This is a genomic window from Archangium gephyra, from assembly GCF_042230915.1.
Lineage (GTDB): Bacteria > Myxococcota > Myxococcia > Myxococcales > Myxococcaceae > Archangium > Archangium gephyra_B.
The window spans coordinates 3,367,689-3,389,272 of sequence record NZ_CP102578.1 but is presented as its reverse complement, the minus strand read 5'-3'; the positions used below and the strand labels follow the sequence as shown (position 1 = coordinate 3,389,272).

Here is a 21,584-nt window from a genome sequence, read left to right as displayed (position 1 = left end):
CATCGATCGCGCCTTCGCGCTGCGCGAGCCACCCCCGCCCGCCCCGGTGGCCTCTAAAGCCGCGCCCTCCGGGTCCGCACCCTCGGGGTCCGCGCCCTCCGCCACGGACACCGTGGTGGACATCGTCGCCGAGCTGCTCTCCCTGAGCCGCACGGCCGTGGACCTCGACATGTCCTTGGAGGAGCTCGGGTTCGAGCCCGCCACCGCCACCATGCTGTGCGGCCGGCTGTCGCAACGTCTCGGCCTGGAGCTCAAGCCGAGCCACCTCGCCGAGCACCCCTCGCTGCGCTCCCTGTGCCAGTCACTCGCCGGTGCGCCCACGCGGCAAGTGGCCACCCCCTCCGCGCCTCCTCCCAACGCCTCCGCGCCTCCCAGCGCGTCCTCCTCCTCCATGAGGGCACAGGTGCAGGCCCGGGTCGTCAGCCTCGCGGCCTCCATCCTCAAGATGGACATCGAGGACGTGGACCCCACCACGGATCTGCGCGACTTCGGCTTCGACTCCATCTCCATGACCCGGCTCGCGAGCGCGCTCCGGGACGCGTTCGGCGTGGACATCACCGCCGCGATGCTCTTCGAGCACGACAGCCTGGGCGCCCTCGTCGAGCACCTGCTCACCCACCACGCCGAGGCCCTCGCCTCCCGGCTCCCCGCCGAGGCGTCCCCTCCACCGGCTCCGGCCTCCACTCCGGCTCCCGTTCCCACTCCGGCTCCCGTTCCCACTCCGGCTCCCGTTCCCACTCCGGCTCCCGTTCCCACGCCGGCTACCGCTCCGGCCCCGGCCCCGGCTCCCGAGCCCGTTCAGTCCCGGCCCGCCTCCCGCTCCACCTCCTCCGAGCCCATCGCGATCATCGGCATGAGCGGCACCTTCCCGCGCTCGGCCGGCCTCGACACCTTCTGGCGCCACCTGGAGCAGGGGGATGATCTCATCGAGGAGATTCCCCCCGCGCGCTGGGACTGGCGCGCCGTCCAGGGAGATCCGCTGAGCGAGCCGGATCGCACCCAGGTGAAGTGGGGCAGCTTCATCGACGGGGTCGAGCACTTCGACGCCGCCTTCTTCCGCATCACCCCTCGCGAGGCGGCGCTGATGGACCCCCAGCACCGCCTCTTCCTCCAGACCGCCTGGCACACCCTGGAGGACGCCGGCTACCGCCCGACCTCCCTCGCCGGGAGCAAGACCGGGGTGTTCGTGGGGATCGGCACCACCGACTACCACGACCTGCTGCGGGACTTCGGGCTCCCCGCGGACGCGCACTCCGCCACGGGCAGGGCCCACTCGGTGCTGCCCAACCGCCTCTCGTTCCTGTTGGACCTCCACGGCCCGAGCCTCCCGGTGGAGACCGCGTGCTCTAGCTCCCTCGTCGCCATCCACCAGGCCGTCCGGGCCCTGCGTGAGGGCGAGTGCGGCATGGCGCTCGCCGGCGGTGTCAACCTGCTGCTGAGCCCGCACCTCTATTTCTCGTTCAGCCGCGCGGGCATGCTCTGCGAGGACGGCCGCTGCAAGACCTTCGACGCACGCGCCAACGGCTACGTGCGCGGCGAGGGCGTGGGCGCGCTGCTGCTCAAGCCCCTCTCCCGGGCCGAGGCCGATGGCGACACCATCCACGCCGTCATCCGGGGCACCGCCATCAACCACGGCGGCCGGGCCAACGCGCTCACCGCCCCCAACCCCAACGCCCAGGCCGAGCTGCTCGTGGCCGCCTACCAGGACGCCGGCATCGACCCGGCCACCGTCGGCTACATCGAGGCGCACGGCACGGGCACCAGCCTCGGAGACCCCATCGAGGTCATCGGGCTGCGCAAGGCCTTCTCCCAGCTCTACCAGCAGTGGGGCCGGCCCGCTCCCACGCAGTCCCACTGCGCGCTCGGCTCGGTGAAGACCAACATCGGCCACCTGGAGACCGCCGCCGGCATCGCGGGCGTCCTCAAGGTGCTGCTCGCCCTGCGCCACCGCACCCTCCCCGCCAGCCTCCACTTCCAGACGCCCAATCCCCAGTTGAGGCTCGAGGGCAGCCCCTTCCACGTCAACGGCCACACGCGCCCCTGGCCGGCGCTCCTCGAGGCCAACGGCGTGGAGGCTCCCCGGCGCGCGGGCGTGAGCTCGTTCGGCTTCGGCGGCACCAACGCCCACGTCGTCCTCGAGGAGTACCGCGCACCGCCCCGCCCCGCGCCGAGCCCCGGCCGTCCCCAACTCGTCGTGCTGTCGGCCCGGGACTCCGAGTCGCTGCGAGCCTCCGCCACGCTGCTGCACGAGGCCCTGGGCAACTCCACGCGCCCCCACCTGGAGGAGCTCGCCTTCACGCTCTCCACGGGCCGCGAGCTGCTGGAGGCCCGCCTCGCTACCGTCGTCCAGGGGCTCGACGAGCTGGCCACCCGGTTGGGCCACTGGCTCGCGGGAGGCTCCGCCGAAGGTGTCCACACCGGCACCGCCGGCTCGTCGCACGCCCAGCAGGCACTGCTCGAGGGCGACGCGGGCGCCGCCTTCCTGGAGGCGCTGATCTCGGGCGGAGAGCTGGACAGGCTCGCCCGGCTCTGGGTGAGCGGAGCGCTCTCCGACCTGTCGCGGCTGTACCGCGGCCGGCAGCCCCGCCGCGTCTCCCTCCCCGGCTACCCCTTCGCCCGGACCCGGCACTGGTTGCTGCCCGCTCCCGCCGACCGCGTCTTCACCTCCCGCTCCACCGCGCGCGAGGTGCTCACGCCCCTGCCCTCGCCCGCGCCGTCGCCGCGGCCCGAGGCGCCGGTTGCCACCGGGGACGTCCACGCCGCCACGGTCCGCTACCTCACCCAGGCCCTCGCCACCACGGCCCGGCTCGAGCCCGGCTCCATCCAGCCCACCGCCGACTTCGAGAGCTACGGGATGAACTCCATCCTCATCTCCGAGCTCCACCACCAGCTCGAGGCGACGTTCGGCAAGCTCCCCGTCACCCTGTTCTTCAAATACAAGAACCTCGCGGACCTGGCCTCCTACCTGCTGGAGGAGCACGGCGAGCCCGTACGGCGGATGCTCGCCACACTCCAGGCCCCCGCGCCCCAGGCACCGCCCGAGGTTCCGCGCGAAGTGCCCGTGGAGGCGCCCCGCGAGGAGCCGCCCCGCGCCCCGGCTCGAGTCACCGCGCCGCGTGTCACGTCCGGACCCGCCGACATCGCCATCATCGGCATGAGCGGCCGCTATCCCCAGGCCCGCGACCTGGAGCAGTACTGGCGCAACCTGGAGACGGGGCGTGACTGCATCGTGGAGATTCCCACCGAGCGCTGGGACTACCGCCCCTTCTTCGAGCCCTCCTCGCGCCGGCCCGGCACCCTCTACAGCAAGTGGGGGGGCTTCCTGGAGCATGTGGACCGCTTCGACGCGGCCTTCTTCCAGATCTCCCCGTTGATTGCCCGCTACATGGACCCGCAGGAGCGGCTCTTCCTGGAGACGGCCTGGGAGTGCCTGGAGGACGCGGGCCACACCCGGCTGAGCCTCGCGCGGCAGGACGCCGGAGACCGGCGCGCCCCCGTCGGCGTGTTCGTGGGCGTCACCTATAATGAGTACGCCCTGCTCGGCGCGCAGGAGTGGGCCCGGGGCAACCGCATCCCCTTCAACACCCAGACCTTCTCCATCGCCAACCGCGTGTCCTACACGCTCAACCTGAGCGGCCCCAGCCTCACGGTGGACACCGCCTGCTCGTCGTCGCTCAACGCCATCCACCTGGCCTGCGAGAGCCTGCGCTCCGGTGCGTGCGAGCTCGCCATCGCCGGAGGGGTGAACCTGTCGCTGCACCCGGGCAAGTACGTCATGCTGTGCGCCAACCGCTTCGCCTCGAGCGACGGCCGCTGCCGCAGCTTCGCCGAGGGAGGCGACGGCTACGTCCCCGGCGAGGGCGTGGGCGCCGTGCTGCTCAAGCCCCTGGCCCTGGCCCTGCGCGATGGTGACGCCATCCACGCCGTCATCAAGGGCAGCGCGCACAACCACGACGGCAAGACGCATGGTTACACCGTGCCCAACCCGGTGGCGCAGACCGAGGTCATCCTCACCGCCCTCGAGCGCGCTGGCGTGGACGCCCGCTCCATCTCCTATGTGGAGGCCCACGGCACGGGCACCAGCCTGGGAGATCCCATCGAGCTCACCGGGCTGACGGACGCGTTCCGCCGCCACACCCCGGAGCGGGGCTTCTGCGCCATCGGCTCCGTCAAGGCCAGCATCGGCCACCTGGAGTCCGCCGCGGGCATCGCCCAGTTGCACAAGGTGCTCCTGCAGATGAGGCACCGGCGGCTCGCGCCCACCCTCATCCATGGTGGACGGCTCAACCCGCACATCGACTTCGCGAGCACCCCCTTCCAGGTCCAGCGCGAGGCCTCGCCGTGGAAGGCCCGCCCCGGAGAGCCCCTGCGCGCGGGCATCAGCAGCTTCGGCGCGGGCGGCGTCAACGTGCACCTCGTCCTCGAGTCCTGGGAGGGTGGGCACGCCCCGAGCGCCCCGCCAGAGCAGCCCGCCATCATCGTCCTGTCCGCCCGGACGCCCGAGCGGCTCCGCGCCCAGGCACGCCGCCTCCTCGATTTCCTCGACGCCCGGCGAGACTGGGACGCGGGCGAGCTCGAGTCCCTCGCCTTCACGCTCCAGCAGGGCCGCGAGGCCATGCCCGCGCGCCTGGCCTTCGTGGCCGGGGACGCCGGCTCCTGCCGCGAGCGGCTGTGCACCTGGCTGGCTCAGGACGGAGAGTCGTCCGCGCTCCAGGCCCGTGGCCTCTTCTCGGGCACGCTCACGGAGTCCCGCGCCGCGTCCGCGGAGGCCTCGGAGTCCGCCCTGCGCGAGCTCGTCACCAAGGGGGAGCACGAGGCCATCGCCCGCGCCTGGGTGGAGGGCACCGTGTGGCCCTGGCGGGCGCTCTACCCGGCACGCCAGCCCCGGCGCCTCCACCTCCCCACCGCCCCGTTCGCCGGGGAGCGCTTCTGGATTGAAACCACGCCCACGCCTCCGCCCACGCCCACGCCCACGCCCACGCCTCCGCCCGGGCCGGTGAGCCCCACCCCCGCCCCCACCCGGGACGAGGGACGCGGCCGGACGATGCGGGAGCAACTGGCCGGGGCCCCCCAGGCCGAGCGGCACGCGCTCCTCGTCCGCCTGCTGGGAGACGAGGTCGCCCGCATCCTCGCCTATCCGCCCTCGATGCGGCCGGAGCCGGACCAGGGCTTCTTCGACATGGGCATGGAGTCCGTGCAGGCCACGCAGCTCGTGGAGCTGCTGGAGGACGCGCTCGGCCTCGAGCTCTACCCCACCCTCGCGTTCGACCACTCCAACCTCCAGGCCCTGGCCGCCTTCCTGCTCGAGCGGCTCCCCCTCCAGAGCGCGGCGGAGGAGGCCCCCCCGCCGGCCCGCGAGGAGTCCAAGGGAGAGCTGGTGCTCGCCCGGCAGACGTGGCGCGAGGCCCCGCTCGCCCCCGCCCCGGCGGCCGCCCTCCGGGGTGTCCTGCTGCTCGGGGGAGAGGAGGCCCACGCGCGGGCCCTGCGCGAGCTGCTCCAGGCCCGCGGACTCGACGCGCCGGTGCGCCTCGCCCGCCTGGGTGAGCGCCTCGTGGAGACGGCGTCTGGCTTCGAGGTGGATCCGGCGGATGCGCGCCAGGTGGAGCAACTGCTCGCCTCGCTCTCGCGAAGCGGCTTCCAGCCCGGCCACCTCTTCCACCTGGGCGCCCTCGGCACGGGCACGGGAGAGGAGCCCACCCGGGGCTTCGCGCAGATGCTGGGCCTCGCCCAGGGCCTGCTCGCCCAGAAGGGCGAGGGCTCCGTGCGCCTGGGCTACGTCTACCCGCTCGTGAACGGGCTGCAACCTGCGCGGCATGCCGCAGTGGCCGGTTTCGCGCGGGCACTCGGGCTGGAGACGCCACGGCTCTCCTGCCAGACACTGGCGCTGGACGCCCAGGCGCGCGAGCCCGAGGCCCTGGCCCGGCTGCTGCTGGCCGAGAGCGCCAGCAACGAGCTCGAGGTCCGCTACGTGGCGGGGCGGCGGCAGGTCCGCGAGCTGAGCGCGCTGATGTCGGAGACACCGGGCCCCTCGCTCCTGCGCAAGGGCGGCGCCTACCTCATCACCGGCGGCGCTGGCGGCCTCGGCCTGCTCCTGGCCGAGCACCTGGCCCACTCGGTCCAGGCGAGGATCGCCCTGGCCGGGCGCGGTGAGCTCGACGCGGCCCGCCAGCAGCGCCTGGAGCGGTTGCGCGCGGCCGGTGCGGAGGTGGTGTACCTGCGCGGCGATGTGAGCGAGCGCGGCGCGGCCTTCCGCGTGGTGGGCGAGGCCCGCGAGCGCCTGGGCACGCTCCACGGCGTCATCCACGCCGCGGGCGCGACGCGCGACGCACTCGTGGTGGCCAAGGTGTGGGAGCAGATGGCCTCGGTGCTGGGGCCCAAGGTGCACGGCACGCTGCACCTCGACGAGGCGTGCGCTGGCCTGCCGCTGGACTTCTTCGCCCTGTTCTCGTCCACGGCCGCCATCACCGGCAACGTGGGACAGAGCGACTACGCCTTCGCCAATGCCTTCCTCGATGCCTTCGCGGCCGAGCGTGAGGCCCGGCGGGCGCGCGGCGAGCGGCACGGCCGCACCGTGTCCTTCAACTGGCCGCTGTGGGCCGAGGGCGGCATGCGCGTGGACGCCCAGACGCTGCGCTTCATGGAGCGCCGCGCCGGCCTCACCCCGCTGCCCACCTCGCTGGGCCTCGCCACCTTCGAGCAGGGCCTGGCACTCGGAGGCAGCCAGCGCGTCGTGTTCCACGGCACCCGCGACACCATCGTCCAGCGGCTCGGCATCTCCTCCCGCCCCGCGGTGGAGTCCCCCCTCGAGGCCCGGGCCGAAGCCCCCGTCCTCGAGGCTCCCGTCGTCGAGGCTCCCGTGGCCCCGGCGCCGCGCGTGGCCGTGTCCTCCACCCATACGGCTCCTGTCCGGGAGCCCATCGCCATCGTGGGCATGGCCTGCCGCTTCCCCGGGGGTTGCGACAGCCCCGAGGCCCTGTGGCGCTTCCTCGTGCAGGGCGGGGATGCCATCACCCAGGTGCCCGCAGGGCGCTGGGACATGGACGCCTTCTACAACGCCGATCCCGAGGCGGCCGGCACCCTGTACGTGCGGCAGGCCGGGTTCCTGCGCGAGACGCCCGCCCTCTTCGATGCGCGCTTCTTCGGCATCTCCCCGCGCGAGGCGGCGGAGATGGATCCCCAGCAGCGCCTGCTGCTCGAGGTCTCCTGGGAGGCGCTCGAGCGCGCCGGGCTCGCGCCGGACGGGCTCGCGGGCAGCCCCGTGGGCGTGTTCGTGGGCATGTGCGGCGCCGAGTACGGGATGCTGCCCCGGGACGTGCGGCAGTTCGGCGCCTACACGGCCACGGGCGTGGCGGCCAATATCGCCTCGGGACGGATCGCCCACCGGCTGGGGCTCCAGGGGCCGGCGCTGACGGTGGACACCGCGTGCTCGTCCTCGCTCATGGCCGTGCACCTGGCGTGCGACAGCCTGCTGCGCGGCGAGTCCGACGTGGCGCTCGCTGGCGGCGTCAACCTGATGCTGTCGCCCTACACCTTCATCTCCCTGTGCCGCCTGCGTGCCCTGGCCCCGGACGGCCGCTGCAAGAGCTTCGACGCCTCGGCTGACGGCTATGGCCGCGCCGAGGGCTGCGGCATGATCGTGCTCAAGCGCCTGTCCGATGCACGGCGCGATGGAGATCCGGTGCTCGCCGTGCTGCTGGGCTCCGCGGCCAACCACGACGGCGCCAGCAGCGGGCTCACCGTGCCCAACGGGCTCGCGCAACAGGCCCTGCTGCGCAAGGCGTTGGAGTCGGCGCGGCTGGAGCCGGGACAGGTCTCCTTCGTGGAGGCGCATGGCACGGGCACCGCGCTCGGCGACCCCATCGAGATGCAGGCGCTCGGCGCGGTGTACGGCCAGCGCCAGGAGTCCGAGGGAGAGTTCACGGTGGGCGCGGTGAAGGCCAACCTGGGCCACCTGGAGGCCGCGGCCGGAGTCGCGGGCCTCATCAAGACGGTGCTGTGCCTGCAGAACCGGGCCATCCCGGGGCAGGTGCACCTGCGCCAGGTGAACCCGCGCATCCGCCTGCAGCGCCTGCGCGCGCGCCTCCCGAGGGAGACCGGGCCCTGGGAAGCCGAGCGGCGGGTGGCCGGAGTGAGCGCGTTCGGCTTCTCGGGCACCAACGTCCACCTCCTCGTGGGCGAGCCCCCCGCTCCGTCCGCGACCCGGCGCGCGCCACGCTCCAGCCCGCCAGGCCCGGAGCCCACCACGGCCTCGCGCCCCATCCACCTGCTGCCGCTCTCCGCCCGGGACGAGCGCGCGCTCCGGGAACTGGCCCTCGCCTGGAGGGAGCGCCTGGTGAAGGAGGAAGAGGACACCCTGGCCAGCCTGTGCGCGGCGGCGATGGCGGAGCGCGCCCACCTGGAGCACCGCGCCGCGCTCGTGGCCGCGGATCGCCCCACCCTGCTCGCCGGGCTGGAGGCACTCGCCGAGGGGCGTGAGCACGGGAGCGTCCTGCGCGGCACCGTCGAGGGCGGAGCCCCCCGGCTGGCGTTCGCACTGCCCCACGAAGACGGGCTCGCAGCGCTGAAGGAAGCGCTGTATGCGGTGGAGCCCGTGTTCGCGCGGGCCCATGACGAGAGTGCCTCCGTGGCGGCGGAGCTGCTGGGCGTGTCCCCCCGGGAGGTGGGGGGCCCGGCCGCCGCCTTCTGCTCCCGGCATGCGCTGCTCACGCTGCTGGCGCACTGGGGCTACGCGCCCGACGCGCTGCTGGCCGATGGACGGGGGCTCCTCACCGCCGCGCACGTGGCCGGGGTGATGGAGCTCCGGGACGCCCTGCGCTGCGTCCTGCACGGGCAGGGCCTGACGGGCGCCGTGAGCCTGGAGCCCGGCCGGCTGTCGGCTCCACGCCTGCGGCTGCTACGCGCGAGTGCCGGAGCGCCCCTCGACGCCCGGGCCGCGGCGGCTCCCTCCACCTGGGAGGCCCCCCAGACTCCGGCAGGCGAGTGGAGCGCCGCCCTGAGCGGACTGGACTCCCGGGAGCGCCGGGTGGTGGTGATGCTGGGAGACAGCGTGCCGCCAGCGGCGCGAGACACCGGGACGGCCTGGCTCGCCCTCACCCCGGCGCGCTCGCCCTGGGAGGCGCTGCTCACCTGCGTGGCGCGCCTCTACACCCTGGGACTCACCCCGGACCGGCGCCGCTTCACCGAGGGACACCCTCGCCCGGCGCGGCCGCTGCCCACCTACCCCTTCCAGCGCAAGGCCCACTGGCTGCGTCCTCCCCAGGAGGCCGAGAGCGCCCCGGGCAGCGTGTTCGACGGGACGCCGCTGGCCTCGCCGCGCCGCGAGCGGGAGCTCTCCTACCGCTTCAGCCACGCGCGCCTGCCGGACCTCGCCGACAACCACGGCATCGCCCATATCGGCCACCACCAGGAGCTGCTGGCCCGCGCCGCGCACCAGCACCTGGGCGTGAAGCCCCATGCGCTGAGGGACGTGCGCTACCTGGTCGCCCTGCACGTGGCGCCCGGCGAGGAGCGCGAGGTGCGCCTCGTGGTGGAGCCGGAAGAGGACGGCACGTCGAAGCTGAGCCTCCACGGGCTCGACCCGAAGCGCGGCCAGTGGACGCTCCACGTGCAGGCGCGGCTGGACTCCGCGGCGCCCGCGCCGGCCGGGCCCCGGGGCCTTCCCCGGATGGAGGGAGGACTCGTCTGGGACGGCGACACCTTCTACCGGCGGCTCGCCGCGCTCACCTTCCAGCTCGGCGAGAGCGTGAAGTGGGTGGAGGAGGTCCGCTTCCGCGATGGCGAGGCCCTGGCCCGCTTCCGCCATGACCCCAGCGTCGTCCCGGCGGAGCGTGCGGGGTTGGGCTTCCACCCGGGCATCCTCGATGCCTGCGCGCAGCTCTTCGCGGTGGCGGGGGCCGCCTGGCTGGAGGAGCGCATGCGCTTCATGGTGGTGGGCTGGGAGCACTTCCAGTTCCACCAGGCGCCGCGGCACGGCACGCTCCACTGCCACATCGCCTTCCCCGAGCCACCCGACGCGAGCGGCCGGGTCTCCGGCTGGTTCCGCCTCTTCGACGGAGAGGGGAATCTCGTGGCCGAGGCCCGGGGGCACCGGGTGCAGCGGCTGAGCGCTAGCCGCGTGGAGGCGCTCGAACAGGCCCTGCACGAGCGCCCTCCCGCTCCGACCCCGGCGTCCACGGCCCATGAGCCCCCCCGGCGGAACACGGGGGTGGACAGGGCCACCGTGGAGGACTTCCTGGCCGAGCGCGCGGCGCATCACCTCGAAATGGAGCGGGGCTCTGTGCCGCGCGCGGTGCCGCTGCGAGACCTGGGCTTCGACTCCATCACCGGCCTGGCCCTGCGCAAGGACATCCAGGAGCGGCTGTCCCTGCACGTCTCCGCCGAGCTGCTGCTCGAGGGCCCCAGCATCCAGGAGCTCGCCACGTCGCTGCTGCGGGAGCTGGCCCCGGGGGGTGCCCCGGCCACCGCGGAGCAGCCGCCCCGGGAGCCCTCCGCGGGCTCCTGGTTCGCCCACGTGGTGCGCCGCGAGAAGCCCTCCGTGCGCCTGTTCTGCTTCCCCTACGGAGGCGGCGGTGCCTCGCTCTACCTGGGCTGGGACCGGCTGCCCGAGCACATCGAGGTCTGGCCCATCCAGCTCCCGGGCCGCGAGGGCCGCATCCACGAGGCGCCCCTCGATTCACTCGAGCCGCTGCTGTCCCAGCTCGAGGCCGCGCTCCTCCCGAGGCTGGATCAGCCCTTCGCCTTCTACGGGCACAGCCTCGGCGCGTTGCTGGCCTCCCTCACCGCGAGCCGGCTGCGAGCCCGCGGCCTGCCCCAGCCCCAGCACCTGCTGGTGGGTGGCTCCAACGCACCCGTGCTCGCGCCCGGGCCGTTCCTGGAGTCGGTGCGGCGGCGCTTCCGCGAGGCCGGCCTGCCAGGCATCCCGCGGCCCTGGGAGCTGGAGCCCATCGGACCGCTCCTCGACATCCTCATGAGCACGGAAGAAGGCCGGACGATGGCGGCCAAGGACGCCGGCTTCGCACGCGCCCTGCTGCCCATGCTGCTGGCCGATCTCAAGCTGATGGAGGGCTTCCGCTACCAGGCCGAGCCGCCCTTCTCCTTCCCCGTCACCGTCTTCCACGGCGCCAATGATGACCGGGTGTCGGAAGAGGGCTCGGAGGCCTGGCGCGCGCTCACCACGGGCGCCTTCCACAAGCACGTGACGCAGGATGGCCACTTCTTCCTGCGCACGGACCCATCCCGCGACTGGCTGCTGCGAGGCATCGCCGCGGCCCTGTCCCCTTCCCCCCTCCCCTCCACCCCGAGAGCACCGTGAACCGCGCACACCTCTTCGAATTCAACGACATGCCCTGGCTGCCCACGCCCGTCCGCAAGACGCTCATGGAGCAGCTCCACCACATGGCCGTCCAGCTCCGGCTTTACGACGCGGGCTTCGACGCCATCTCCCAGGTGCTGGACCGGGCGGGGACCCGCACCATCCAGGCCCTGTGCGCTGGAGATGGGGGCCTCATGCTCGCCCTCTCCAGGCACCTGAAGCGGGACGATCTCAACATCGTGCTCTCCGACAAGTTCCCCTCGCTCGAGAGCTTCCGCGAGAAGGAGCAGGAGAGCGGCGGGCGCCTGACGCACGAGCCCGCGTCCGTGGACGTGCTGAACGTGCCCGAGCACCTGACGGGCCTGCGCCTCATCGTCAACGCGGTGCACCACTTCGAGGCCCCCATGGTGCGCGGCATCCTGGCGGACGCGGTCGCCAAGCGGCAGCCCATCGTCTTCATGGAGCCGGTGCAGCGGGACTTGCTGTCCATCCTGCGCTTCTCCGCCGCGGCGCCGCTGCTCAGCGTCTACTTCAGCGTGGGAGGCATCCGGCCGCTGAGCCTGCGCCGCACGCTGCTGGGCGCGGTGGCGCCGGTCGGCTCGCTGTGCTTCTTCTTCGACGGCATCGTCTCGCACCTGCGGGCCTACCACCCCGAGGAGTGGGAGGCGCTCATCCGCGAGGTGGACGGCCACGAGAGCTACACCTGGGAGACGCGCTACCTGCCGGGCTTCCTGGGCTCGCGGCTCACCTTCCTCTCCGGCCTGCCCCGGGAGCAGGCGGTGGAGGCGCGGGCGTGACCCCCTCCACGGACGTCCTCATCGCGGGAGCGGGCCCCACGGGGCTCAGCCTCGCGCTCGCGCTCCACCAGCAGGGCCTCCGCGTGCGCCTCATCGACAAGGCGCCCTCCTTCTCCGGCGAGTCCAAGGCCGTCACCCTCCAGCCGCGCACGCTCGAGCTCTTCCAACTGCTCGGCGTGGCGGAGCGGCTCGTCCAGGCCGGAGTGCCCACCGGGCGCATGAACATGAACGTGGGCACCGAGCGCGCCTCCGTGCTGCGCTACGAGCGGCTCCAGAGCGAGTTCCCCTTCTACCTGCACCTGCACCAGGGCCAGACGGAGCGCGAGCTCGCCCGGGTCCTGGAGGCGCGGGACGTGCGCGTGGAGCGCGCCACCGAGCTGGCGGAGCTCCGCCAGGATGCCTCGGGTGTCACCGCGGAGCTGGTCCGCGCGGACGGCGCCCGGGAGGTGGTGCACGCGCGCTACCTGGTGGGCTGCGATGGAGGCCGCAGCCGGGTGCGCGCGGTGCTCGGGCTCGGCTTCACCGGCGAGCGGCATTCCGACAACTGGATCATGACCGACGTGCGCATCCCCAACATGTCGCTGCCCCGCGACGAGCGCCACGGCTACATCCTCGACCGCATCCCCTTCGTGGTGCTGCCGCTCGGCGACGGCTACTACCGGCTCATCTCCGCGCGCCCGCCCGGCTCGCCGGACAAGGGGAAGGATCCCACGCTCGACGAGTTCCGCCGCATCATGACGCCGCTGGGCTTCGGGGACTGGCGGCTGGAGGAGCCGCTGTGGCTGACGAACTACCACCCCAGCCAGTTCCTGGTGACGAGCTACCGTGCGGGCCACGTCTTCGTGGCCGGTGACGCGGCGCACGTGAACACGCCCATCGCCGCGCAGGGCCTCAACACGGGCGTGGTGGACGCCCTCAACCTGGCCTGGAAGCTGCGGCTGGGCGTGCTGGGCAGGGCGAGCGAGCGGCTGCTGGACAGCTACCACGTGGAGCGCCACGCGGCCGCGCTCTCGATGTTCGAGGAGAACAACCGGCTCACCCGGCTGGTGTTCGGCGCCAACCCCGTCCTGCGCTACCTGGCGCGCAAGCGGCTGCGGCTGCTGAACCTGCCCGGGCAGAACCTGGACAACGTGCTGCGGACGTCACAGCTCGGCCTGCACTACCGCCACAGCCCGGCGGTGCAGCCGGCCTTCGACGGCCGCGGTGTCCGGACGGCCCGGAAGGCCTTCGGCAACGAGCTAGCGCTGCCGGGAGATCGCGCCCCGCACTTCACCCTGGACGCGGAGCGGCGCCTCCCGCTCTACGCGCTGCTGCGGCCGGAGCGCCACACGCTGCTGGTGCTGAGCGGCGGGCAGCCGGACGGAGCCGCCATGCGGGCGCTGGGCACCCGCGCGCGCGCGCGCCATGGAGACTGGTTGGATCTCCACTTCATCTTCGAGGGGAGGACGCCCCCGGACTTCGACGCCCACGGCCTGGGGCGGGCCTGGAGCGATCCGCACCGGGGGGCCCACCTGGCGCTCGGAGCCCGTGGCGCCGGCTGCGTGCTCATCCGTCCCGACGCCTACATCGCCACGCGCTTCCCCCTGGAGGCGCCCGAGAGCCTGGATGCGTATTTCGGTGCCATCCTCCAGTGAGGCGCCGGCCACGGGGCGGTGCCCGCTACGCCGCCCCGCGCTGGGCCTGGAGCCGCTGCTGCAGCAGGGCCTGGAGCTGCTGCTCCAGCCACCCGGCCGTGGCGTCCATGAGCTTGAAGGCGAGCTCGTCCACGTGACGGTTGCGCCACGAGGCCAGGGGCGTGCCCCGCACCCACTGGTTGAACGAGCCCAGCGCCGGCCCGCAGTGGATTTGGTAGTCCGTGCGCTGCTCGCGGCTGCCGCGCAGGGCCAGCCGCGAGGTGTGGACGAAGTACCAGCGGAACACCAGGGCCATCTTCCGGCGGGGGTTGCGCTCGGCGCGCTCCACCACCTCCGGGTCCACCCGCTGGTAGTGCCGCCGCGTCTCCTCCCAGATCTGCTCGAAGGAGCGGTGGAAGTACTTCTCCTGGAGCTGCTGCCGCGTCTGCGCGTCCAGCTCGTCGAGCGAGCCGTGCTGCTGGTAGAGAGCGTAGAGGCGGTTGGCGCGGGCCGGGAAGAAGAGCCCCTTGCGCACCACCTGGATCTTCGCGCCCAGCTCGAACATGTCGCCCGCGGGCGCGTACGTGACGTCCCGCACGTCGAGCGTCTCGAGCAAGTCCTTCACGGGCTCGCTGGTGGCGGCCTCCACGGTGCACTGGTTGATGGAGCCCGTCGCGATGAAGTCCGCGCCCATGATGAAGGCGGACGCGGCGGCCTGGGGCGTGCCGATGCCACCGGCGGCGCCCACGCGGATGCGCGTGGCATAGCCGTGCTCCTCCATGAGCTGCTCGCGCAGGCCCATCATCGCGGGCAGCAGCGTGCTGGCCACGCCCTGGTCCGTGTGGCCGCCGGAGTCGGCTTCCACGCAGATGTCCTCGGCCATGGGAAGCTCCCGCGCCAGCCGGGCCTCCTCGGAGGAGACCTTGCCGTCGCGCACCAGCGCCTCGAGCAGCGCGGGGGGCGGCGGGCTCATGAAGACGCGGGCCACCTCGGTCCGGGAGACCTTGGCGATGATGCGGTGGGGTGCCTCGACGCGGCCATCCGGCAGGCGGCGCAGCCCCTGGACGCGGTAGCGCACCAGCGCCGGGGTGAGCTGCACGTAGGCCGAGGCCTCCACGTTGCGCACCCCGTGGCGCAGGTAGAGGTCCACCAGCTCCTCCTCGCGGGCGGGGCGCTCGAGGCTGTGCAGCAGGTTCATCCCCCAGGCCTCGCCGCTGCGCAGCGCGGCCTTGATGGCGAGCAGGTCCTCCTCGACGCGCGCCAGCGGCATGCCGCCGGTGCCGAGGAAGCCCATGAGGCCGGCCTGGCCCATGCGGATGACCAGCTCCTTGGAGGAGATGCCCTTGTACATGGAGCCCGCGTAGTAGGCGAGGTACACGCCATAGGTGCTCCGGAAGGCCTCGCTGCCCAGGCGCCAGGCGCCAGTCCCCCGCACCTCGGCGGCGGGAGCGGGCTGCGGTGGAGGAGCGCTCGGCAGGGCCACCACCGGCGCCGGAGCAGGCACGGGAGCAGGTACGGCAGCGGGCACGGGCGTGGCCTGGCGGATCTGCTTGAGGAGGTTGCTCAGCACCTGGCCGTGCCCCACCTCCACCAGCTCCTGCTCTCCCAGGCCGAGCAGGTAGCGCATGCTCTGCGTCCAGCGCACGGGCGAGTCGATCTGCCGGGCGAGCAGCTCGGCGATGCGTCCGTCCTCGTAGGGCCGGGCCTCCACGTTGGAGATGACGGGGAAGCGCAGGGGCGAGAAGGAGAAGCCGCGCAGGAACTCCGCGAAGGCCTCGCGAGCGGGGCGCATGTAGCGCGAGTGGAAGGCGGCGCTCACCTTGAGGAGGATGACGTTGGCGCCCGCGGCCTTGAGCTCGGGAGCCGCGCGCTCCAGGTCCACCCGGGGGCCGGACAGCACCTGCTGGGTGGGCGAGTTGTCATTGGCCAGGTCCACGGTGTCCACGCCCATCCGGACGAGCACCTCCTGGATGCGCTCGGGGGACAGCCCGACCACGGCGGCCATGCCGCCCTCGCGCGCCTGGGCCATCAGCTCTCCGCGCCTGCGCACCAGCCGCACGCCCGTGGCGAAGTCGAAGGCTCCGGCGGCCAGCAGCGCGTTGTACTCGCCCAGGCTGTGGCCCGCGGCGTGGTCCGGCTCCCGCGCGCCCTCGTCCCGCTTCGCCTGCCATGCGAGCGCGTTGAGCACGAAGAGCACCGGCTGGGTGTACTGCGTCTGATCCAGCCGCTCGTCCTGGCAGACCTCCGCCAGCTTCCAGCCCAGCAGCGCGTCGGCCTGGGCGGCCAGCTCGGGGTAGCGCGCGAGCAACTCCTTGCCCATTCCCCGCTTCTGCGAGCCCTGCCCCGGAAAGATGATCGTCGTCATGGCTGGAGACCCTACCGTGTGGAGCGAATGCGCCATGGTAGCCGTCCTCCATGCGCGGCAGAAGCCACCCCTTCACGGCCGTCCACCCCACCCATGCCGAGCGCGGCCCTCGGCGGGAGCACCACACCATGAGCCAAGGACAGAAGCTGCACGTCAACATCCTGAGCCCGGAGTTCCAGATCGACCCCCACCCCTTCCTCAAGCGGCTGCGCGAGGAGGATCCCGTCTACTGGAGCGAGGAGACCCGGCACTGGCTGCTCACGCGCTACGAGGACGTGCAGACGGGCCTGCGCGACGCCGCGCGCTTCTCCAGCCAGAGCAGCGAGACCTTCGTGGTGCGTGAGGAGTTCATGCAGCACCTGCGTCCCATCATCACCCACTTCTCCATGTGGGCGGTGATGAAGGACAACCCCGAGCACAAGCGCCTGCGCGGCCTCATCAACCAGGCCTTCCGCCCGGAGAACCTCAAGGACATCCAGCTGCGCGCCCGGCAGACGGCCGAGTGGTTGATCGACCAGGTCCAGGACAAGGGCGAGATGGACTTCGTCAACGACTACGCCTACGCCCTGCCCGCCCTCCTCTTCTCCGTGGAGATCCTCGGCATGGACCGCGCGGATCTGCCCACCTTCAAGAAGTGGAGCGTGGACCTGGCGCACGCCACGGGCCGCATCGACAACCTGGAGATCATGCTCAAGGGCCAGGAAGCCCTGCTGGGCATGACGGACTACATCACCCGGGCCATCCAGTCGCGCATCGATCAGCCCCGCGAGGACTTCATCTCCTTCCTGGTCAAGGCCTGGCGCGAGGAGAACAAGCTGACGATGGAGGAGGTGGTGGCCCAGATGGTGCTGCTGCTCGCGGGCGGCCACACCACCACGCAGAACGTCATCAGCACCGGCCTGCTCGCGATCTTCAAGCACCCGGAGCAGGTGGCGCGCCTCAGGAAGAACCCGGAGATCAACCGGCAGGCCGCCGAGGAGATCTACCGCTACACCTCGCCGGCCCAGGCGCCCACCCGCATCGCGGCGTGCGACATCGAGCTGGGCGGCAAGCTCATCAAGAAGGGCCAGGGCGTGATGCCGATGGTGGTGTCCGCCAACCGCGACGCCTCCGTCTTCGAGCGGGCGGATGAGCTGCTGCTCGACCGCGAGAAGAACCCGCACCTGGGCTTCGGCTCGGGCAACCACGTGTGCCCGGGCGCCTTCCTGGCGCGGATGGAGATCCCCATCGCCTTCGAGGTGCTCTTCCGGCGCCTGCCGGGCATCCGCCCGAAGAGCAACCACGAGGACTGGAACATGAACCTCAGCTTCCGGGGCCTGTCCACGTTCCCGGTGGTCTGGAGCTAGGAGCCAAAGTCCAGCGCGATGAGGGGCCGCCGGGTGCGCGGCGCCTCACGGGGCCCGTCCTGCCGGGGAGTGCTTCCGGCCGGCACGGGCTTCTCCAGCCAGTAGCGCTTGCGCGCGAAGACGACGGGCGGCAGCGGCGCGCGCACGGGAGTCTGGTCCTCGGGGGCCTCGCTCAGCAGGGCATGCGCGTTGGTGCCGCCGAACCCGAACGAGCTGAGGCCCGCGCGGCGCACCCCTTCCAGCGGCTCCCACGGCCGCAGCCGCGTGTGCGGGAAGAAGGGGGAGGCGTCGAAGCGGAAGCGCGGGTTGGGCGTGTTGCAGTGCAGCGTGGGCGGCAGCTCGCGGTGCATCAGCGAGAGCACCACCTTGATGAGCCCGGAGATGCCCGCCGCGCTCAGCAGGTGCCCGAAGTTGCTCTTCACGCTTCCCACCGCGCAGAAGCCCCGGCGGTCCGTGGACGCGGAGAAGACCTCGGTGAGCGCCCTCAGCTCGATGGGATCTCCGATCATCGTCCCCGTGCCGTGCGTCTCCACGTAGCTGATGGTGCGGGGATCCACCCCGCCCGCGCGCAGCGCCGCCTGGATGACGGCGCGCTGGCCGGCGGGATCCGGCGTGGTGATGCCCATGGTGTGCCCGTCGTTGTTGACGGCGGTGGCGTCGAGGACGGCGTAGACGCGATCTCCCGCCGCCAGGGCCTTGCGCAGGGGCTTGAGCAGCAGCACGCCCGCGCCCTCGCCCGGCACGAAGCCGTCGGCCTTCTCGTCGAACGTCTTGCACCGCCCGTCCCGGGACAGGGCACGGCTCTCGCTGAGCGTGAGGTAGACGGACTCGTCGAGCAGGATGTCCACCCCGCCGGCGAGCGCCAGCTCGGACTCACCCGAGCGCAGGCTCTGGCAGGCCAGGTGCACCGCCATCAGCGACGACGAGCACGCCGTGTCCACCACCAGGCCGGGCCCCTTCAAGTCGAAGAAGTGGGACACGTGGGCGGCGATGAAGTTCTGCCCCGAGCCGATGACGCCATGGCGCGTCGGCGCCGGCATGCGCGAGGCGTAGCCGCTCATCCGCGAGCCCACGAAGACGCCCACCGGCCTGCCGGACAGCTCGCTCCGGGTATAGCCCGCGTGCTGGAAGCACTGCACGCTGACCTCCAGGAACTGGCGCATCAGCGGATCGATGCACGGCGCGTCCGGCTCGGCGATGCCGAAGTAGCCCGGGTCGAAGAGCTCGATGCCGTCGATGAAGCCGCCCCACCGGCTGATGCTCTTGCCCGGCTGATGGGTGGAGGCATGGAAGTCCTCGATGCGCCAGCGCGACGCGGGCACCTCGGTGATGCGGTCCAGCCCCTCGCGCAGGGTGTGCCAGTAGGCCTCCAGCCCGGGCGAGCCCGGGAAGTGGCAGGCCATGCCGATCACCGCGATCGGCTCGAGGCCCCGCGGCGCGGCCTCCACGGGGGGGGCGACGGGAGGTGCGGAGGAGACCGCCGGGGCGGGAGGCGGTGCGGCCTCCACCCTGGGAGCGGGTGCCGGCTCTGGCGGACGCGCACGGGAGAACTCCGGATGCTCGGCCTCGAACGCGGCCCGCACGGCACCGGGGTACGTGGCCACGAAATGGCCGCTCAGCTCCGCCAACGTCGGGTGGAGCAGCGGCAGGCTCGGGTCCAGCTTCATGCCCAGCCAGCGGTCCATGAACACCATCAGGTCGATGATGTGGATGGAGTCCACGCCGAAGGAGTCGAAGGTCGTGTTCGGATCCAACTGCCGCATGGACAGCTTGAGCTCCCGGGAGAAGAGCGTGCGGAGCCAATCCAGGGCATAGGCCCCCAGGTCCGGAGCCACGGCCGGAGCGGGAGCCTGAGCAGCGGCCGGAGCCGGAGCCGGAGCCACGGCCACGACCGGAGCCACGGCCACGGCTGGAACCGGAGCGGGAGCCGGAACCGGAGCCGGGACCGCGGGAGCGGGAGCGGTGGGCGCGGGCTGGACGGCCTGCTTCGGCGGCCGCGAGCGGAGTTGCAGCAGCGAGCCGGCGTCGAACCGCTCCGGGTCCACGAGGGCGGGCAGGGGCACGGCACAACCAGAAGCCATGGCCGCGTCGAGCAGCGCCAGGCCATCGGCCGTGGAGTGGGCGGTGAAGCCGAGCGCCCGGTAGGCCACGCTGCCCACCTCCCCCATGCCCACCTCCTTCCAGTTGGGCCAGACGATGGACTGGTAGCCGGCGCGGCCCTCGGCACGGCGCTGCTCGGCCAGCAGGTTCATGAAGCCGTTGGCGGCGGCGTAGTCCGCGATGCCCACCGACAGCGCGGGCACCAGGCTCGACACCGAGGAGAAGAGGACGAAGAAGTCGAGCGCATCCGGAGCGAGCGCCCGCTCCAGGGCCATCAGGCCGGCGACCTTGGGCTCCAGCACCTGGCGCAGGCGGTCCACGGGCTTGCTGGTGAAGGCGGGCGGCTCGAAGAACACCACGCCCGCGGAGTGGAAGCAGCCGGCGATGGGGCCCAGGCTGTCGCGGACCTCGCGGAAGAGCACGCCGAGCGCGGCCTCATCGGTCAGGGCCCCCGTGTGGACGCGCAGGCTGACGCCCTGGGACTCGAGCGCGTGCAGCGGGGCGATGCGGTCGCGAAGGTCCTTCGGAGTCCGGGGATTGCCCAGGAGCGCGGGCCACTGCTCCCGCGCTGGCAGCGGCTGCACGCCCATGAGGACCAGCCGCCGTGCGCCCTTGGAGACGAGGTGGCGCGCCACCTCCAGGCCGATTCCCCGCACGCCTCCCGTGATGACGTACACCTTGCTGGCGGAGATGCGCGGCGCGGCTCCGGGCGGGTTCTGGAGCGGACGCAGCTCCGGCACATACCGCTGGCCCCGCCGGTGGAGCACCTCCCCGTGGACGTCCCGGGTGGCGAGCTCCTGGCGGACCACCTCCGCCAGCGCACCGGCCTCGGTGAGGGGGCAATCCACATCCACCGTGCGAGCCTGGAGGTTCGAGTACTCGGCGCCGAGCTTGCCCACCAGGGCGGCCATCACCGCGCCCCCCGCGTCGAGCGGACCGGAGCAGGCGAAGGGCCGCAGTCCCCGGGTGACATGCAGCAGGGGAAAGGACTCGCTCCGGCAGCGCCGCAGCAGCGTCTGGAGCAGCCCGAGCCGTCCGGCCATCCGCTCCGTCAAGGCACCCTGCCGCCCGCCACCGGAGCGCAGATCCGACAGGTCGAGGATGCCCGCGATCCACCCGCCCCGGGCCTCGAGCTGCTGGCCGAGCAGGACCCCCGCCTCGTGGCTGTCGAAGTCCAGGATGGCGTCCACCCGGGCGCCCTGGTTGTTCGTCGGCACCCGGTCCGAGATGAGGAACGGGCGCGTCCCCCGCAAGGGCGCGAGCACCGCGTCGGCCAGGGAGGCCGTCTCCCCATTGACGAGCACGATCAGGTTGCCGTGCAGCTGCGGCGTGACGGGAGGCGCGTGCGGACCCTCGGCGCGCCACACCGTCTCGAGCAGGAGCGCGTTGCCGGGCAGACGCGCCCGCGCGGGAGGCACCCCGGGGACCACCGGAGCGGGCGCGGGAGGCTGCACTTCGCGGCGGCGGCCAGGGGCCCGGATGACACCATGGATGCGGTTGCCCTCGGCGACTGCCCGCGGCAGGGGCTTGAGCACCACCACGCCCATGCTCCCGGCGGGGACGGACCCGGCGAAGATCCCGCCCGCGATGGCCTGGTCCACCAGCCCGTCGCGCAGCTGCTGGCAGGCCCGGTGGATGGCGGCCTGTGAGGACGTGCACTCCTCGTCCACGGTGAGCGGAGACCCCTCGAGCGCGGGGAACCGGGACAGCCAGGAGGACAGCACACTGGGACCGCCACCGTAGGAGGCGCTCGTCTCCAGGAACACCCCGGTCCGCTTGCCTCTGGACGACGCCAGGCCCGGCGGCGCCGCGTCCTCGAGGGCCGTCCAGCACTGCTCCAGCAGGTGCCGCTGCCACGACTCCATGGCCTCCGCATCTCCCGGTGCGAGACCGAGGAAGCCCGGCTCGAAGCACTCGGCTCCGTCGGGGCACCTCCCCTGAAGGCTCCCCCCCACCAGCTTCTCCCAGAAGGACTTCACGTCCTCCATTCCGGGATAGCGGCCGGAAACGCCCACGACGGCAATGCCCTCGAGCTCATCCATGACGGATTTC

At 72.8% G+C, this 21,584-nt stretch carries 6 protein-coding genes; 4 read left to right on the top strand and 2 right to left on the bottom strand.

Annotated features, from left to right (window positions below):
• Positions 1-115 precede the first annotated feature (115 nt).
• The 3 genes from NR798_RS13665 to NR798_RS13655 are packed head-to-tail and all read left to right on the top strand — an operon-like array spanning position 116 to position 13,742.
• On the top strand, positions 116-11,311 hold the full coding sequence (locus tag NR798_RS13665) for an SDR family NAD(P)-dependent oxidoreductase (protein WP_375773759.1): 11,196 nt from the start codon (positions 116-118) through the stop codon (positions 11,309-11,311).
• Positions 11,308-12,108, top strand: a complete 801-nt coding sequence (locus NR798_RS13660; protein WP_375771898.1) for a hypothetical protein — start codon at positions 11,308-11,310, stop codon at positions 12,106-12,108. Before NR798_RS13665 ends, NR798_RS13660 begins: the two co-directional genes overlap by 4 nt.
• Positions 12,105-13,742, top strand: a complete 1,638-nt coding sequence (locus tag NR798_RS13655) for an FAD-dependent monooxygenase (protein ID WP_375771897.1) — start codon at positions 12,105-12,107, stop codon at positions 13,740-13,742. Before NR798_RS13660 ends, NR798_RS13655 begins: the two co-directional genes overlap by 4 nt.
• 25 nt (positions 13,743-13,767) lie before the next feature.
• Here NR798_RS13655 and fabD read toward each other — a convergent pair whose 3' ends face one another.
• A complete protein-coding gene (fabD, locus tag NR798_RS13650) occupies positions 13,768-16,086 on the bottom strand; it encodes an ACP S-malonyltransferase (protein ID WP_375771896.1) in 2,319 nt (772 codons plus the stop codon).
• Positions 16,087-16,214: 128 nt separating this feature from the next.
• Between fabD and NR798_RS13645 the strand changes: the two genes are divergently transcribed.
• On the top strand, positions 16,215-17,432 hold the full coding sequence (locus NR798_RS13645) for a cytochrome P450 (protein WP_375771895.1): 1,218 nt from the start codon (positions 16,215-16,217) through the stop codon (positions 17,430-17,432).
• Here NR798_RS13645 and NR798_RS13640 read toward each other — a convergent pair.
• A complete protein-coding gene (locus NR798_RS13640; protein ID WP_375771894.1) occupies positions 17,429-21,574 on the bottom strand; it encodes a beta-ketoacyl synthase N-terminal-like domain-containing protein in 4,146 nt (1,381 codons plus the stop codon). The two genes, NR798_RS13645 and NR798_RS13640, sit on opposite strands and share 4 nt — an antisense overlap.
• Between the last annotated feature and the right edge of the window lie 10 nt (positions 21,575-21,584).

What these genes read in the sequence shown, in the direction of transcription:
- NR798_RS13645 (WP_375771895.1), top strand. Translation starts at nt 16,215, where the DNA reads ATGAGCCAAGGACAGAAGCTGCACGTCAACATCCTGAGCCCGGAGTTC.
- fabD (WP_375771896.1), bottom strand. Translation starts at nt 16,086, where the DNA reads ATGACGACGATCATCTTTCCGGGGCAGGGCTCGCAGAAGCGGGGAATG.
- NR798_RS13640 (WP_375771894.1), bottom strand. Translation starts at nt 21,574, where the DNA reads ATGGATGAGCTCGAGGGCATTGCCGTCGTGGGCGTTTCCGGCCGCTAT.